The organism is Bacillus sp. hwrm1, from assembly GCF_040207805.1.
In the GTDB taxonomy this organism is placed as follows: Bacteria; Bacillota; Bacilli; order Bacillales; family Bacillaceae; genus Bacillus; species Bacillus velezensis.
Window position 1 is genome coordinate 1673506 of sequence record NZ_CP157943.1, and the last position, 15098, is coordinate 1688603.

14 protein-coding genes and 1 riboswitch are annotated in these 15098 nt (G+C 46.4%); of the genes, 12 read left to right on the top strand and 2 right to left on the bottom strand.

Going from position 1 to position 15098, the window contains the following annotated elements; translation table 11 throughout:
• The 9 genes from spmB to ABK447_RS08565 all read left to right on the top strand — a co-directional run bounded on the left by spmB (window position 1) and on the right by ABK447_RS08565 (window position 9201).
• Window positions 1–537, top strand: coding sequence for a spore maturation protein SpmB (gene spmB, locus ABK447_RS08525; protein WP_003153387.1), 537 nt, complete (start codon window positions 1–3; stop codon window positions 535–537).
• 93 nt (window positions 538–630) lie between these two features.
• Entirely contained in the window at window positions 631–1365 is a 735-nt protein-coding gene (rluB, locus tag ABK447_RS08530; RefSeq protein ID WP_007409432.1) for a 23S rRNA pseudouridine(2605) synthase RluB, read from the top strand.
• A gap of 84 nt (window positions 1366–1449) precedes the next feature.
• The gene (gene resA / locus ABK447_RS08535) at window positions 1450–1989 is read left to right on the top strand and encodes a thiol-disulfide oxidoreductase ResA (protein ID WP_003153391.1); all 540 of its coding nucleotides are present in this window, start codon (window positions 1450–1452) and stop codon (window positions 1987–1989) included.
• Window positions 1986–3614 (top strand): cytochrome c biogenesis protein ResB, encoded by a 1629-nt coding sequence (locus ABK447_RS08540; protein WP_094031813.1) that lies wholly within the window; start codon window positions 1986–1988, stop codon window positions 3612–3614. The genes resA and ABK447_RS08540 overlap by 4 nt, the downstream gene beginning before the upstream one ends.
• A gap of 18 nt (window positions 3615–3632) precedes the next feature.
• The gene (gene ccsB, locus ABK447_RS08545) at window positions 3633–4808 is read left to right on the top strand and encodes a c-type cytochrome biogenesis protein CcsB (RefSeq protein ID WP_007409434.1); all 1176 of its coding nucleotides are present in this window, start codon (window positions 3633–3635) and stop codon (window positions 4806–4808) included.
• 81 nt (window positions 4809–4889) lie between these two features.
• Window positions 4890–5612 carry a DNA-binding response regulator ResD gene (resD, locus tag ABK447_RS08550; RefSeq protein WP_003153397.1) on the top strand — a complete coding sequence of 241 codons (723 nt, stop codon included), beginning with the start codon at window positions 4890–4892 and terminating at the stop codon, window positions 5610–5612.
• Window positions 5609–7390 (top strand): ATP-binding protein, encoded by a 1782-nt coding sequence (locus ABK447_RS08555; RefSeq protein ID WP_025284944.1) that lies wholly within the window; start codon window positions 5609–5611, stop codon window positions 7388–7390. The genes resD and ABK447_RS08555 overlap by 4 nt, the downstream gene beginning before the upstream one ends.
• Window positions 7391–7580: 190 nt before the next feature.
• Complete coding sequence (gene sigX, locus ABK447_RS08560) at window positions 7581–8165, top strand: RNA polymerase sigma factor SigX (RefSeq protein WP_003153399.1); 585 nt, start codon at window positions 7581–7583, stop codon at window positions 8163–8165.
• Window positions 8140–9201, top strand: coding sequence for a sugar dehydratase (locus ABK447_RS08565; RefSeq protein WP_072589347.1), 1062 nt, complete (start codon window positions 8140–8142; stop codon window positions 9199–9201). Before sigX ends, ABK447_RS08565 begins: the two co-directional genes overlap by 26 nt.
• A 46-nt stretch (window positions 9202–9247) precedes the next feature.
• Here the strand turns inward: ABK447_RS08565 and serA are convergent, their stop codons facing one another.
• On the bottom strand, window positions 9248–10825 hold the full coding sequence (gene serA / locus ABK447_RS08570) for a phosphoglycerate dehydrogenase (RefSeq protein WP_007409437.1): 1578 nt from the start codon (window positions 10823–10825) through the stop codon (window positions 9248–9250).
• A 206-nt stretch (window positions 10826–11031) separates the two neighbouring features.
• A riboswitch (FMN riboswitch) is annotated at window positions 11032–11166 on the top strand.
• A 147-nt stretch (window positions 11167–11313) separates the two neighbouring features.
• Here serA and ABK447_RS08575 point away from each other — a divergent pair.
• Entirely contained in the window at window positions 11314–11886 is a 573-nt protein-coding gene (locus ABK447_RS08575) for an ECF transporter S component (protein WP_015240114.1), read from the top strand.
• A gap of 140 nt (window positions 11887–12026) precedes the next feature.
• Here the strand turns inward: ABK447_RS08575 and ABK447_RS08580 are convergent, their stop codons facing one another.
• Window positions 12027–12275 (bottom strand): ferredoxin, encoded by a 249-nt coding sequence (locus ABK447_RS08580; protein WP_003153403.1) that lies wholly within the window; start codon window positions 12273–12275, stop codon window positions 12027–12029.
• A 268-nt stretch (window positions 12276–12543) separates the two neighbouring features.
• Between ABK447_RS08580 and ABK447_RS08585 the strand changes: the two genes are divergently transcribed.
• Complete coding sequence (locus ABK447_RS08585) at window positions 12544–13602, top strand: helix-turn-helix domain-containing protein (RefSeq protein WP_032870103.1); 1059 nt, start codon at window positions 12544–12546, stop codon at window positions 13600–13602.
• Window positions 13595–15085: an ATP-dependent DNA helicase RecQ gene (locus ABK447_RS08590; protein WP_094031812.1), complete on the top strand. Its 1491-nt coding sequence runs from the start codon at window positions 13595–13597 to the stop codon at window positions 15083–15085. The genes ABK447_RS08585 and ABK447_RS08590 overlap by 8 nt, the downstream gene beginning before the upstream one ends.
• Window positions 15086–15098 lie beyond the last annotated feature (13 nt).

The following is a 15098-nucleotide window of genomic DNA, read 5'->3' on the forward strand; positions in this document are numbered from 1 at the left end:
ATGGAAATGGTGAATTGGCTGTCTTTAGCCATGATTCCGATTATTATCGCCGGTATATTGATATACGGCACGATCAAAAAAGTGCCGACGTATGAATCATTCGTTGAAGGCGGAAAAGAAGGAATTGAGATTGCGTTTTCCATCATTCCGTATTTGGTCGGGATGCTGGTGGCGATTACCGTATTCCGGGCCTCGGGCGCGCTGGATTTTGTCATGGGGCTGTGCAAGCCTTTCTTTACAGCGCTCGGCATTCCCGCAGAAGTCGTGCCGCTTGCTCTGATCCGCCCGATTTCGGGGACGGCGGCGCTCGGCATGACGACAGATCTGATCGCCGTGTACGGGCCTGATTCATTTATCGGCAGGCTGGCCTCGGTCATGCAGGGATCGACTGACACGACGCTGTATGTCCTGACGGTGTATTTCGGGGCGGTCGGCATCAAAAAAATGGGGGATGCTTTAAAGGTTGGTCTTCTTGCTGATTTGATCGGGGTGGTTGCATCAATCATCATAGTTACGTTATTATTTGGAAGCGCCTGAAATCAGGCGCTTTTTATATATCAGAATAACTCTCCTTGAAAAAGCTTGTTTGTTCAAGGGGAAAAAAGTAAGATTATACTTGAGGTGAACGACATGGAAAGACTGCAAAAAGTTATTGCTCATGCCGGCGTGGCATCACGCAGAAAGGCAGAAGAGCTGATAAAAGAAGGAAAAGTAAAGGTGAATGGAAAAGTAATAACAGAGCTCGGCGTAAAAGTGACCGGTTCTGATCAGATTGAAGTAAACGGATTAAAGGTGGAGCGAGAAGAACCCGTGTACTTTCTGCTTTATAAACCGAGAGGAGTGATCTCAGCAGCTGATGACGACAAAGGGCGGAAAGTGGTGACCGACTTTTTCAAAGAAGTGCCGCAGCGCATTTATCCGATCGGCAGGCTTGATTATGATACGAGCGGACTTTTATTGCTGACAAATGACGGCGAGTTTGCCAACAAACTCATGCATCCGAAATACGAAATTGATAAGACGTACGTCGCCAAAGTGAAGGGGATTCCTTCCAAGGAACTTCTGAGAAAGCTTGAGCGCGGCATTCAGCTTGAAGAAGGCAAGACGGCGCCGGCCAGAGCGAAATTGCTTTCCCTGGACAAAAGAAAGCAGACGAGCATCATTCAGCTGACGATTCATGAAGGCCGAAACAGACAGGTCCGCCGCATGTTCGAGGCGATCGGTCATGACGTGCTGAAACTAAAACGTGAAGAATACGCATTTTTAGATTTAAGAGGCCTGCGCACAGGAGACGCAAGAGAATTGTCGCCGCATGAGGTGAAAAGGCTGCGGGCTTTAGCTGAACACGGTAAAAACGCTTTCTAATTTTCACATAACCTTCAAAAATTACAAAACGTGTTGATGATATAATTGAATGGATTTGCAGGCAGGGGAGGGGAGCAGTGTACAATGAACAAAAAACGGCGGCGTTTATTCATTCGGACCGGCATCCTTCTCATCTTACTCTGCGCGCTCGGATATACCATCTATAATGCCGTATACACAAACGGTGAGCGTATATCTGAGGGGTCCAAAGCCCCGAATTTCGCGCTGAAAGATACAGAGGGCAGACTCATAGAACTGAGTCAGTTAAAAGGAAAAGGTGTTTTTCTGAATTTCTGGGGAACGTGGTGTGAGCCGTGCAAGCAGGAATTTCCCTATATGGAGAATCAATACAAGCATTTTAAAGACCTCGGTGTCGAGGTGGTTGCGGTAAATGTCGGCGAATCAAAAATTGCAGTACATAATTTTATGAAAACATACGGCGTCAATTTCCCGGTTGCGCTCGATACTGACCGGCAAGTGCTGGACGCGTACGGCGTATCACCTATTCCGACGACATTTTTGATCAATCCCGACGGAAAAGTCGTGAAAGTGGTGACCGGCACGATGACAGAACGCATGGTTCATGACTATATGAATTTAATTAAGCCGGAGGCGTCTTCATGAAAAAGGTCAAATGTGAATGCGGGCACGTGAATCCAGCCGGGACGGTTTTGTGCGAGTCGTGCGGGAAGCCGCTTGATGATCAAAAATCGCCGCTTGCCGATATGCGGTACGACGGCAGCGCAAGGCGTTCGCAAACATATAACAAAACAATCGTAGATAAGGTATGGAACTTCTTTTCTTCCGTAAAAGTCGGAATATGGCTGATCGTCATTACTCTGGCGGCGTCTGCTTTCGGTACGGTTTTTCCGCAGGAAGCTTATCTGCCGCCGGGCGCCCAGCCGGATACATATTATGAACAGCAGTACGGCATAATCGGCCAACTGTATTATCTGCTGGGGTTTCATCACCTGTACGGCTCATGGTGGTATATGCTCCTGATCGCATCCATTGGCATATCACTGGTCATCTGCAGCCTGGATCGGGTGATTCCTTTGTACAGGGCGCTGAAAAATCAAGGAGTACGGCGGAATCCGGTCTTTTTGAAGAGGCAGCGTCTATACAGCCGGACAGAAACCGAGCTGAGCGGGGATGCGGCTGATAGCATCAGAACACGATTGAAAAAAAAGCATTATAGAGTGCGAGAACAAGAGGGAAGCATTCTGGCGGAAAAAGGCCGTTTTTCAAGATGGGGGCCCTACGTCAATCATATCGGCCTGATCATTTTTCTGATCGGAGCCATGCTGAGATTTGTACCCGGTATGTATGTCGATGAAACGCTCTGGGTCCGTGAAGGCGAAACCGCCCAGATCCCCGGCACTGACGGCAAGTATTACTTAAAAAACAACCGGTTCACGATGCAGACATATAACAAAGACACTGAGAAAAAAGTATTCGCCGACGCCATTGACAGAGCCGGAAACGGCAAAGTCGCCAAATCCTTCACAACGGACGCGGTTTTGTACAAGAGGGAAGGCGACATTGTATTCGGTGAAAAGCCGAAGCTTAAAAGAGTCAAAGAAAACAATATCCGCGTCAATGAACCGCTGCGCTTTGACTCCTATTCTGTGTATCAGGTGGACTATAAAGAAAACCAGCTCGATCAGATGGTATTTCAGCTGATCGACCAAAAAACAAAACAGTCATTCGGCAAACTGAAGATCAATCTTCTTGATCCCGACACGGACTACGATCTTGGTAACGGTTACAAAGTGCAGATCGCCAGTTATCTTCCTGATTTTTATTTTAACAAGGACGGAGAACCGAGCACGAAAACGAAGGTTCCTAACAATCCGGCTTTTGTCTTTAAAATCACGGCTCCTGACAAGCCGAAAGGGGAGAAAAGTTTTGTTGCGATTCAGCAGACTGTTGAAGGTTCCGAAAGTAACAAGTACAAATTAAAATTCGACCATGTGGAAACGAAAAACATTACAGGACTCACCGTCAGAAAAGATTTAACCTTATGGGTGCTTGCCGTCGGCGGCGCGATCTTTATGATCGGCGTCATTCAAGGAATGTACTGGCAGCACAGAAGGATCTGGATCAAAACAGGTGATCATGAAGTGCTTGTGGCGGGACATACGAACAAAAACTGGTTCGGTCTGAAAAAGGATATCGAATTTGTTCTTAGCGGGACCGGGATTCAAGAGCCGGCCGATCAAAAAGAATTGGCCAAAAATCAGGCCTAGTGAAAAAGGAGTGGTGTCATGGCGGAGCTGAGCGCAAATTTTCTTTATGCTGCCTTTTTGATTTATTTAATTGCCGTCCCGGTTTTCGGCGGCGCCATCCGGGGAACAAAAGGTGCTAAGGACGGTAAGGGCCGCTGGTCGGCTATCGGAATCACGTTAACCATTTTCGGATTTCTTTGTCATCTCGGCTACTTCATTGCGAGATGGTCGGCAAGCGGACATGCGCCTGTCAGCAATATGTTTGAATTTACGACGTCATTCGGCATGATGCTTGTTCTCGCTTTTATTATTATTTACTTTATTTACAGACTGCCTTCATTAGGCATGTTCACATTGTCTATCGCGCTTTTGCTTATCGCATATGCAAGCATGTTTCCGACAGACATTACGCCGCTTATTCCGTCACTGCAGAGCAATTGGCTGTACATTCACGTCACGACGGCGGCGCTCGGGCAGGCGATTCTTGCGATCAGTTTTGTAGCCGGCGTCATTTTCCTGTTAAAGCATGTCGACCAATCCAGACCGGGCAAAAAAACGTTCTGGCTTGAAGTCATCATGTTTATACTCGTGACGACCGTGGCATTTATTGCCGTCACGTCGGCATTCCGGCTGGCGGACTACAAAGCTGAATTTAATTGGGTGGATAAAAAAGAAGCTAAAAGCGTCATGATATATGATATGCCTGCGCTTGTCGGCCCGCATGAGGGAGAACTGCTTACGGAAGGCGCAATGAAGCCGCTTATTGAGCTTCCGGCCATTTTTTCAGGCAGAAAGGTCAATACGGTGATCTGGTCGTTTGGCGCAGGCCTCGTTTTATACGGTGCGCTCAGGCTGATATTCAGAAAGAGAATCAGCGCTCTTATCAGCCCGCTCGTCAAAAATGTGAATCTGGACTTGGTCGATGAAGTCGGCTACCGCGCTGTTTCCATCGGTTTTCCGGTATTCACACTCGGCGCGCTTGTGTTTGCGATGATTTGGGCGCAGCTTGCATGGACGCGTTTTTGGGGCTGGGACCCGAAGGAAGTATGGGCGCTGATCACCTTTTTATTTTACGCAGCGTATTTGCACTTGCGGCTGTCAAGAGGCTGGCATGGCGAAAAGTCCGCGTGGCTTGCCGTCATCGGCTTCGCCATTATTATGTTTAACTTAATTTTTGTGAATCTCGTGCTTGCCGGACTTCATTCGTACGCATAGATGCAAAAAGCCGATACAGTTCTCAAGCTGCCGCACAGTTTGTTAAAATGAAAGTAACAGAAGGAAAGCAGGGGGAAAACGATGGATCAAACAAATGAAACTAAAATATTAGTAGTAGATGATGAAGCCAGAATTCGACGCCTTTTAAGAATGTACCTTGAACGGGAAAACTATGTGATTGAAGAAGCGGAAAACGGCGACGAGGCCATTAAAATGGGGCTGGCATCAGATTATGATCTGGTGCTCTTGGATTTAATGATGCCGGGAACGGACGGAATCGAAGTATGCCGGCAGCTCAGAGAAAAAAAAGCGACGCCGATTATCATGCTGACGGCAAAAGGGGAAGAAGCCAACCGCGTCCAGGGGTTTGAAGCGGGTACGGACGATTATATCGTCAAGCCTTTCAGCCCGAGAGAAGTGGTGCTTCGGGTAAAGGCGCTTTTAAGAAGGGCTTCCCAAACATCTTATCTGACAGCCAATACCCCGACAAAAAATGTGCTCGTCTTTTCGCATCTATCCATTGATCACGATGCTCACAGGGTGACTGCGGACGGCACGGAGGTGAGCCTGACGCCGAAGGAATATGAACTGCTGTACTTCCTGGCGAAAACACCGGACAAAGTGTACGACAGGGAAAAGCTTTTAAAAGAAGTGTGGCAGTATGAATTTTTCGGAGACCTCAGAACGGTGGACACCCATGTCAAACGGCTCCGTGAAAAATTAAATAAAGTGTCCCCGGGAGCGGCGAAAAAAATCGTCACCGTATGGGGAGTCGGATACAAATTTGAGGTAGGCGCTGAATGAAGTTTTGGAAAAGCGTAGTAGGAAAGCTTTGGTTTACCATTCTTTCACTCGTGTTAATTGTTTTATTTATTTTAACGGTGCTGCTTCTGGAATTTATAGAAAATTACCACGTTGAAGAAGCGGAAAAAGATTTAACGCAGCTTGCCGATAAAATTGCGGTCATAATAGAAAATCATGAAGACCAGCCGCTTGCCAGATCCATCACGTGGGAACTGGCGGACAATTTAACGAGCATCGCGATCATTCAGGATGATAAGCATGTCTGGTATTCGCCCAATGACGATAATCATTTATCCTCTATTACATTAGAGCAGATCAAACATGACCGGGATCTGCACAAGGCGCTGACAGACCGCAAAAAAGTAAGCAAACGCGCGGTCCCCAACAATGCCGGTTCGGATAACGAACGGCTGATCGTCGGAGTGCCGTATGAAAAAGACGGCAAAAAAGGCATGGTCTTTTTATCCCAATCGCTGCTTGCCGTCAAAGATACGACGAAACATACGACACGCTATATTTTTCTTGCGGCGGGCATTGCCATCGTCTTGACAACGTTTTTCGCGTTCTTTTTATCCAGCAGGGTGACATATCCCCTTCGGAAAATGCGGGAAGGCGCCCAAGACTTGGCGAAAGGAAAGTTTGATACAAAAATTCCGATTCTGACCCAAGATGAAATCGGGGAACTGGCCATTGCCTTTAATCAGATGGGACGGCAGCTCAATTTCCATATTAACGCGCTGAATCAGGAAAAAGAACAGCTGTCCAATATTTTAAGCAGTATGGCAGACGGGGTCATCACCATTAATATCGACGGCACCATTTTGGTGACCAACCCGCCGGCCGAACGTTTTCTGCAGGCATGGTATTATGAGCAGAACATGAACATTAAAGAAGGAGACAACCTTCCCCCTGAAGCAAAAGAGCTATTTCAAAATGCAGTGAACACGGAAAAAGAGCAAATGATTGAAATGACGCTTCAAGGAAGGTCATGGGTTTTATTGATGTCGCCTCTTTATGCGGAATCACACGTCCGCGGCGCCGTGGCCGTGCTCCGTGATATGACCGAAGAGCGCAGGCTGGATAAATTGCGTGAAGACTTCATTGCCAATGTCAGTCATGAGCTCAGAACCCCGATTTCTATGCTGCAGGGATACAGCGAAGCAATAGTGGACGACATTGCAAGCACAGAAGAGGAGAAAAAAGAAATCGCGCAGATCATTTATGATGAATCTCTTCGCATGGGCCGGCTCGTCAATGATTTGCTGGATTTGGCCAGAATGGAATCCGGACATACGGGCCTGCACTATGAAACGGTAAACCTGCATGAATTTCTGGAGAAGATCTCCCGCAAATTTTCCGGGGTAGCGAAGGAAAAAGGCGTTTCGCTCACAGAGGACATCTCGGTGTCTCAGCCGGAGTGTGTCTTTGATGAAGACAAAATGGAACAGGTGTTTACCAACCTTATAGATAATGCGCTGCGCCATACGGAGTCAGGCGGAAGCGTTCATATCGCGGCTCAGACCGTAAAAGACGGACTGAAGATCGATATCAAAGATTCCGGCTCTGGAATACCGGAAGAAGACCTGCCTTTTATTTTTGAACGTTTTTATAAAGCGGACAAAGCAAGAACAAGAGGCAGGGCGGGAACCGGACTCGGACTCGCCATCGTAAAAAATATCGTGGAAGCCCACGGCGGCTCAATTGCGGTTCACAGCAGCATCGACAAAGGGACGACGTTTACATTTTATATTCCGACAAAAGCGCAGGATGACGTCTGAAATTGACGAACAATCTTGTTCCATACGAAACACCCGCATGTTCTGCGGGTGTTTTTTATTTGTTTCTCCTTTAAAAATTTAAGAATATGTTAATATAAATTCCCTTCCAAATTCCAGTTTCTCGTAATATAGTTGTAATGTAACTTTTCAACGCATTTTTACGACAAAAAAGTGAACGGAGGGGTTTCCCATGGAAGAAACCTTTCAGATATTATATGATGCATACCATCAAGATTTATATCAATTTTTATTTTATATGGTAAAAGATAAGTCGCAGGCTGAAGATTTGACGCAGGAAGTGTATATCCGCGTCTTGAATTCCTATCATACATTTGAAGGAAGAAGCAGTGAAAAAACATGGCTGTTGTCCATCGCACGCCATGTGGCGATTGACTGGTTCCGCAAGCAGCAGACGATCAGACAGCGTATTATGGGTACGTTTGATTGGGATACACAAGATGTCAGAGATCAGCATTTGCTTCCGGACGAACTCGCCGTACAGCATGAAAACGTCCGGGAAATTTATACCGCGCTTGATCATTGCACCATTGATCAAAGAGCTGTTATTATCTTGAGATTTATTCAGGGATATTCCATTCAGGAAACAGCCGCCGCTCTCCGCTTCTCGGAAAGCAAAGTCAAAACGACCCAACACAGAGGGCTCAAAATACTTCGGAAACAGATGGAGCTTTTGAGGGAGGAGCTAATGGATGATGAAGTCATATTGGAACGAAGAAAGAGTAGAGGAGTTGTTAAGACAACTTCCGGCGGTTAGAGATCATCGTTCACCCGAGGCCATTTACCGGAATATTGAAACGGGTAAACCGTACAGGAAAAAACCGGCCCGAAGCTGGATCGGCCCCGCCGCAGCCGGCGTCTGCGCATTGTGCATCGCTCTGATTATATCTCCTCACCTGATGACAAACAAATCTGCCGGTGATCTTACAGCTGACAGCGGTCAAGCTGAAAAAGCCAGTCAGTCAGCTGCTGTCAAGCCGGATCAGAAGACGTTTGTCGTTTCTAACGAAAACAAAAACAATTACATTACTTTGGCGTTTGCCGATTCAGATACATCCGCCGTCATACCGGTCAGTTTTGAAAAAAAGAAGCCGGATGAATCGGTTTCAGAGGCTTTATCCGAAGCGGAAAACCTAGAAGTGCCCGAATCCTTCCTGTCTGTGCCGAACCTTTTGGAAGGTGTGCAGGTAACGGCGGATAAGAAGGATTTGCTTGTGCAGGTAAACGGACGGCTTTCTATCGAATCAGTTGCCGATGCTGACTTATTGAAAAAGATGCTGAAAGAGACTTTGACATGGAGTCCTTACGAGCGGATTAAATTGAAAAAGATTCAAAACGGAGCCGGACAGGATTTTTATAAATCTTACGGCATATCCGCTGAAATGTCCGTACATAAACAGACAAACCGGGCGTATTTTTCTTACAGCGACAGTCTGGGACAAGAGTATCTCATCCCGTCTGAACAAACCTATTATTCAGTATATCAGGCTATTGACGGGATGAAGACAACAGACGGAGGCTCACAGACCGCGAGCATTATAGAAGCCGATGCGATTGCATCGGTATCGGAAAGGGAAGACGGCGAGCAGCTGCGGATTCAATTGTCCGAAAAACATAAGGTTGAAGATTCGCTGGAAGGGATTTTAATGATCGAAGGGCTTCTGTTAACTGCGAAGGAATTCGGTTATTCTGAGGTGCTGTTCACACATGCGCATACAAAGAAAATCGGTAATTATGATGTGACAAAACCTATCGCTGTGCCTGCCGCGCCTAATCCGCTTCCAAGCCATTAAACCTAATAAAACCCAAAACATATGAATGTTTTGGGTTTTTTGTTGGTTACGGAAGGTCAATCAGTTTAACGGAAACAATATCCTGAATTGAAGTCAGCTCATTGACGACTTTATCATCTAAATGTTTATCAAAAGAAAGCATCATAATGGCTTCTCCGCCTTTTTCTTTACGGCCTACCTGCATGGTAGCGATATTGATATCGTTATCGCCGAGGATGCGTCCGACGCGTCCGATTACACCAGTCGTATCCTGGTGCTGGATATAAACGAGGTGGCCGGCAGGATTTAAGTCAATATTAAAGCCGTTCAGCTCAACGATTCGTTCACCGAAGTGAGGGATATACGTAGCCGTTAACGTAAATGTGCTCCGGTCTCCGGTTACTTTTACGCTGATGCAGTTATCATATCCTGATTCATTGGAGGAAATCTTCTCGCTGAAGCTGATTCCGCGTTCTTTTGCTACACCGCCGGCGTTCACTTCATTGACCGTTGAGTCTACACGCGGTTTTAAGAAACCGGACAGCAGGCTTTTTGTAATAAATGATGTTTCAAGTTTGGCGATGGTGCCTTCATATTGAATCGCAACATCTTTGACGGGTTCCTTCATACATTGTGACACGAGACTTCCGATTTTATCGGCAATTTGGTGATAAGGCTGGATTTTTTTGAATTCATCTTTCGTCATCGCAGGCAGGTTGATCGCTGACATGACAGGCAGACCTTTTGCAAACTGCAGCACTTCTTCAGAAACCTGTGCAGCGACATTCAGCTGTGCTTCTTTCGTTGAAGCGCCTAAGTGAGGTGTGGCGATCACCAGCGGATGGTCGGGAAGCTTTGATTCAACTGGCGGTTCCACTTCAAACACGTCAAGGGCAGCGCCTGCGACATGGCCGCTTTCCAGCGCTTCCAAAAGCGCCGCTTCATCAATAATGCCGCCTCTTGCGCAGTTGATAAGACGGACGCCTTTTTTCGTTTTAGCAATGGTTTCTCTGTTAAGCAGTCCTTTTGTTTCCTTTGTTAAAGGCGTGTGGACGGTAATGATATCCGCGCTTTCAAGCACTTCTTCGAATGTCCGGCTGTTTACGCCGATTTTACCGGCTCTCTCTTCGGTTAAGAAAGGATCGAATACATGAACCGTCATACCGAACGCTCTGGCGCGCTGGGCAATCTCGCTTCCGATCCGGCCCAGACCGACAATGCCTAAAGTCTTTCCGTAGAGCTCCGCCCCGACAAAAGCCGTCCGGTTCCATTCTCTTGATTTTACTGAGATATTGGCTTGCGGAATGTGTCTCATTAATGAAGAAATCATCGCGAATGTGTGCTCTGCCGTTGAAATGGTGTTTCCATTCGGCGCGTTTATCACGATAACCCCATGTTTTGTGGCCTCATCAATGTCGATGTTGTCTACGCCGACACCGGCTCTGCCGACGATTTTTAAAGAGGTCATTTTTTTAAACAATTCTTCGGTTACTTTCGTGGCACTGCGGACTAACAGGGCATCAAAGGTATGTAATTCATCTTCTGCATCCGCGACGTTTTTTTGAACAATTTCTATAAAGTCTGATTCCATCAGCGGCTTTAAGCCGTCATTGCTCATCTTATCTGAGACCAAAACTCGAAACATTGTTAGATTTCCTCCTAGTTTAGCTGACTAAATATCTGATAATTTATCATATTCTCAATAGAGTGTCAATGTGTATTGACGCAGTAAAGGAGAAAAGGAAACCGCTGAATCAGCTTAAATTGGGCTTCCCCAATATTTTATTTAAATTTGAGCAGTTCTCTATACAATTGCAATTTGATCATATATAATGTGAATAAATTCATAAGATCAATCTTCGGGGCAGGGTGAAATTCCCTACCGGCGGTGATGAGCATCATGCTCTAAGCCCGCGAGCTGCTTCGGCGGCAGGATCCGGTGAGATTCCGGAGCCGACAGTATAGTCTGGATGGGAGAAGATGGAGGTTCAGCAGACGTTTTGATGCTTATATCAAACGTTTCTTTGCCAAGCCTTAGTAAGCTCCCGCTTTTTAACAAAAGCGGTTTTTTTATTGGGGCGCAAAAGAACCTTTCCTCTTTTCGAGAGATTTGATCGAAAAGGAGAGAGCATTGTGAAAGTAAAAAAATTAGTTGTCATCAGTATGCTTAGCAGTATTGCTTTTGTGCTTATGCTGTTAAATTTCCCGTTTCCGGGGCTGCCGGATTACTTGAAAATTGATTTCAGTGACGTTCCTGCAATTATCGCCATTTTGGTTTACGGGCCTGCGGCGGGGATTGCGGTTGAAGCGATTAAAAATATTCTGCAGTATATCATTCAAGGAAGCATGGCCGGCGTGCCTGTCGGGCAGGCAGCCAATTTTATCGCAGGAACGCTGTTTATTCTGCCGACGGCGTTTATGTTTAAAAAGCTCAAATCTGCTAAAGGACTTGCAGTGAGCCTGCTGGCCGGAACCGCAGCGATGACTGTATTGATGAGTATTTTGAACTATATTCTTATCCTGCCCGCGTATACTTGGTTTTTACATTCACCGGCACTGTCAAACAGCCAGTTAAAAACGGCGGTTGTCGCAGGAATCCTGCCGTTTAACATTGTAAAAGGCGTTATCATCACCATCGTCTTTACGTTCATCTTTACGAAGCTGAAACCTTGGATTGAACAAAAACGCAGCATCCAGACACAATAACCACTTCAAAGCGCCCGCTCTGTAAAACACAGACCGGGCGCTTTTTTGATTGTTTGATCACGCAAAAAAATAAGACTCCGGCCGATAACAGCCGGAGTCTTATTCAGGACGAAAAAGCTCCTCTCACGGGGAGGGCTTTTTTATTCGTATTTCAGCGGGTCGCCTTCGAACGGTTCATCCGCAACTTTGATTGAATCAGTAGGGCATCCTTCAAATGCGTCAATCATATCTTCTTCCAGAACTTCCGGAACTTCGACGACGCCTTTATTTTCGTCAAGCGTAACGAACGCAATGCCTTCATCATCATAATCATAAATGTCTGGTGCCGCAGCTCCGCAGGCGCCGCATGCAATACACGTATCTTTATCTACAATTGTGTACTTTGCCATGAATAAAACCTCCCAGATTGTTCGTGTTGGAACAAATGGTTTACCTTATATATTTTTAAATATAACACCTATTCCTCTTACTTATTGTAATGATGTTAGTGTCAAATTTCAACAGAAAAATGATTGAGAATGCTTATCACATAAGGGATTCTCTTTAGCACTTCCCCCTAAAAGATGACTTTAAACGTCAAATTTATATGAAAATCTGTTAAAATAAAAAGAACCAAAAAACGAAACTTGTCACAGAAGAAATGTAGGTGTGTTTAGATTGGCGATAAACTACTTTGATACCGTGGTTCTCGACTGTCTGGACAAAATAGACGGCGAACGGACTCCGAGTGCTGTGTTTCATTTATTAAAAGGAAAAAAGTCGTCTCAAACCATTCAGGATGCCGGCTTATTTCAGATCGCTAAATATTTCGGCATGGCTTCACATTGTGAACGCGGCGATATTGCGGCTTCTTTGCATAAACTCACCGAGAACTCATACATTACAGCCGGAAAAGAAGAGGGAACGTGGAAAGTGACTGCGCGCGGCGTTCAAAGGCTTGAACGGGCGTTTGCCGAGCGGCCTTGGCCGAAGCACTGCCACGGCGCGAATTATCAAACGCCTGCCGTTACCCTGTGGAGGCGGCTTTCCCTGCTCATTCAAGTCCTGTCAAACAAAGAGCATCAATGCAGTCAATATATCCCGGTTACAAACGATGTGCAGACGCTGAGATGGGTCAAACGGTTCATGCGGAAAAACAGAGATGCTAAAGAGCTTTCCGTCCAAATGCATGAGACGCTGTTTCACCTTCTGCAAGGCGTAAGTGAACGGCAGGCGCTTATTTTTGTCTATTCTTTAACTTCATTCAACAGAATCGGCAAAACGAATAAGCAGCTTGCTCTCCAGCTGAACGAAGATGAATGGTATGTGTCCGTCCAGTTTTGGGGAGCGGTACATTATGTTATTCAATCGCTTCCGCAATGTGCATATCCCGCTCTGCGCGAGCTGTTGTCCGATTTGCAGGCGGAAAGCGCGCTGACACAGTCTGCCAGAAAAACCTTTGAGCTGTTGGAAAAAGGGTTTCCGATTGAACGGATCGCCGCGGTCAGAAATTTAAAAACCGCCACAATCGAAGATCATATCGTAGAAATATCATTGCATCAGCCTGCATTTTTTATAGAACAGTATCTTTCTGAAGAGGAACAGCGTATGATAACGGCATTTGCAAAACAGCATCAAACGAATAAAATTAAACGGATTCGCGAAGGAATGCAGATGCGCTTCAGCTATTTTCAGATCAGGCTGGCGCTGGCAAAGACGGTGAATCAGCATGACTGAGCTGCATAAAGCTTTATCCAGGTATTTTGGTTTGCATTCCTTTAAAAAAGGGCAGGAAGAGATTATGACTAGCGTGCTCCAAAAAAAAGATACGATCGCCATGCTTCCGACCGGCGGGGGAAAATCATTATGCTATCAGCTCCCGGGTTACATGATGGACGGGCTGGTGCTGATTATTTCGCCGCTCCTTTCATTAATGGAAGATCAGGTGCAGCAGCTGAAAGCGAAAGGAGAAAAGCGGGTTGCTGCATTAAACAGCATGCTGAATTCCGCAGAGCGGCATTTTATCCTCAGCAACATCAGCCGGTATAAATTTCTCTATATGTCTCCTGAAGCCCTTTCTTCACCTTATGTGCTGAACCGTTTGAAAAATGTCTCTGTCAGTTTATTTGTTATTGATGAGGCTCATTGCATATCAGAATGGGGACATGATTTCAGGCCTGATTATTCGAAGCTCGGACCTTTCAGGCAGGCACTCGGAAAGCCGCCTGTATTGGCGCTGACTGCAACAGCGACAAAAGAAACGCTCAGAGACGTGACGGATGTGCTCGGACTTGAGCATGCGGTGCGTCATCTTTATTCAGTCAACCGGCCGAATATTCTCCTGGCGGCAGAACATTTGGCTGATAATGCCGAAAAAATAAGCAGGCTCACGGAGCTTGCCGAAAAGCTTGAAGGCCCGGGTATCATATATTGTCCGACCAGGAAATGGGCGGAAGAGCTTGCGGCTGAGCTGAACGAAAAAACGGGAAAGCGGACGGATTATTATCACGGCGGAATGGATACAGGCGACAGGATTTTAATCCAGCAGCAATTTATCCATAACCAGCTTGATTGCATCTGCTGCACCAATGCGTTCGGCATGGGTGTGGATAAGTCAGATATCCGCTTTGTCATTCACTTTTATCCTCCCCAAACGGCCGAGGCCTTTATGCAGGAAATCGGCAGAGCGGGACGCGACGGCAGCCCGAGTGTCAGTATTTTGCTGAGGGCGCCCGGCGATACCGAGCTTCAGCAGCAGATTATTCAGACAGAAAGCCTGTCTGATTATGACCTGGAAGGCATTCTGGCCGTCATACGGGATGCCGGTACGGGTGATGAACGAAAGCTTCGGGACGTCCTGATCAATAAGGGCGTCCAGGAAACACAGGCGCGAACGGCCGTCCATCTGTATCTGCAAGGAAAAACCACAAAAGAGCAGCTGCAGGAAGAACTGACATACCGCGTGGAAAAGAAGCTGCGTAAAATGAATCGTTTTTCGGCGTTATTAGAGCGGAAAGAATGTATAAGAGAAGCGCTGCTGTCTTATTTTGATGAACCGTATGAGCCTGATGGTCAAACCGGACAATGCTGCAGCAGCTGCGGACTTGATCTGGCTCCGTACGAGCAAAAAGGAGAACGTAAAAATATGGAACGGTTTGAAGATTGGAAGCTGGAATTAGGCCGGATTTTCGGATCAGAGTCTGCGGGTGAGTTCAGCTGAGACGGCAAAGCGA

Bases quoted from the DNA above. Each gene is read 5' to 3' on its own strand.
- spmB (WP_003153387.1), top strand. From the start codon at position 1: ATGGAAATGGTGAATTGGCTGTCTTTAGCCATGATTCCGATTATTATC.
- rluB (WP_007409432.1), top strand. From the start codon at position 631: ATGGAAAGACTGCAAAAAGTTATTGCTCATGCCGGCGTGGCATCACGC.
- resA (WP_003153391.1), top strand. From the start codon at position 1,450: ATGAACAAAAAACGGCGGCGTTTATTCATTCGGACCGGCATCCTTCTC.
- ABK447_RS08540 (WP_094031813.1), top strand. From the start codon at position 1,986: ATGAAAAAGGTCAAATGTGAATGCGGGCACGTGAATCCAGCCGGGACG.
- ccsB (WP_007409434.1), top strand. From the start codon at position 3,633: ATGGCGGAGCTGAGCGCAAATTTTCTTTATGCTGCCTTTTTGATTTAT.
- resD (WP_003153397.1), top strand. From the start codon at position 4,890: ATGGATCAAACAAATGAAACTAAAATATTAGTAGTAGATGATGAAGCC.
- ABK447_RS08555 (WP_025284944.1), top strand. From the start codon at position 5,609: ATGAAGTTTTGGAAAAGCGTAGTAGGAAAGCTTTGGTTTACCATTCTT.
- sigX (WP_003153399.1), top strand. From the start codon at position 7,581: ATGGAAGAAACCTTTCAGATATTATATGATGCATACCATCAAGATTTA.
- serA (WP_007409437.1), bottom strand. From the start codon at position 10,825: ATGTTTCGAGTTTTGGTCTCAGATAAGATGAGCAATGACGGCTTAAAG.
- ABK447_RS08580 (WP_003153403.1), bottom strand. From the start codon at position 12,275: ATGGCAAAGTACACAATTGTAGATAAAGATACGTGTATTGCATGCGGC.
- ABK447_RS08590 (WP_094031812.1), top strand. From the start codon at position 13,595: ATGACTGAGCTGCATAAAGCTTTATCCAGGTATTTTGGTTTGCATTCC.